Here is a 1,180-nt window from a genome sequence, read left to right as displayed (position 1 = left end):
GGGGTGCTTCTATGGGTTTGTCAAGCCGCGAGAGCGGTGGGTGGTTGGTAGAACGTGCCGTCACGCAGCATCGCGAACAACACGTCGCAGCGTCTGCGTGCCAGGCAGAGTAGGGCCTGGTTGTGGCGTTTGCCCTGGGCGATCTTTCGGTCGTAGTAGGACCGTGAGGGTGGGTGGGGCAGCGAGGCGAACGCGGAGAGGAACAGCGCACGTTTGAGCTGCTTGTTTCCCCTCTTCGATGGCTGTTCGCCCTTGATCGAGGTGCCCGAGGCGCGGGTGGCGGGCGAGAGCCCGGCATAGGAGGCCAGGTGGCCGGCCGAGGCGAAGGCCGAGCCGTCGCCCACCTCGATCAAGATTCTGGCTGCGGTCCTGACCCCGGTGCCGGGCATCGAGGTCAGGACCTGCGAAAGAGGGTGGGCCTGGCGGCAGGGTCTCGATCTCGGTGGCCAGGGCGCTGCGTTGCTGCAGGGTGGTGTGCAGGGAGGAGGCGAGGTTGGTGATGACGGTGGCCGCCGCCTCGGTTCCGGCCACCACGACCCTCTGTTCGTCCAGGGCGGCGAAGACGTCGTCGATGAGGCGCTGGGCCATCCGTGGCGCCCCGGGACGCACCAGCTCGACCAGGTGAGAATGTCCAGCCTCACGCAGACGCGCAGGTGTGGGGTGGTGCTGAAGGAGGGTGAGCACCGCGGGGTGGTCCATCCGGGGGCCCACGACGCGCTCCAGGGCGGGGTGGAGTTGGGTGAGCAGGCCGCGCAGCCGGTTGCGGGTGCGGGTGGCCTCGGCGGCCAGGTCGTCGTCGTGGCCCACGATCATGGTCAGCGCGGCGGTGGTCTCGTCATCGGGGGCCACCTCGCGCAGGGTGTGGGGCATGGCCCGGGCGGCATCGGCGATCACCGCCGCGTCACGGGCGTCGGTTTTGGCCTCACCGGGATAGAGGTCGGCCATGCGCCGCATGGTCAGGTGCGGGCAGGTAGGCCACTTGGCAGCCGGCATCGCGGGCCACGGCCAGGGGCAGGGCGCCGATGGAGGCGGGTTGGTCGACCACGACGAGGACCGTTCCGTGCTTGGCCGTGAGTTTGTCCAGCATCTGGCGGAGCTTGGGCTCGCTGTTGGGCAGGCGCTTATCGAACACGGTCTTGCCGGCGGGGGTCACGCCGCGGGCGTGGTGCTGGCCTTTGCC

General features: G+C 69.6%; 1 pseudogene. It reads right to left on the bottom strand.

From position 1 onward, the window contains the following. Positions 1–20 precede the first annotated feature (20 nt). Positions 21–1,180, bottom strand: a pseudogene (locus ABD848_RS24840) (IS110 family RNA-guided transposase); the annotation flags it as partial.

The organism is Salinactinospora qingdaonensis (assembly GCF_039539445.1).
Taxonomy (GTDB): Bacteria; Actinomycetota; Actinomycetes; order Streptosporangiales; family Streptosporangiaceae; genus Salinactinospora; species Salinactinospora qingdaonensis.
This window is presented reverse-complemented; position numbering and strand designations above follow the sequence as displayed.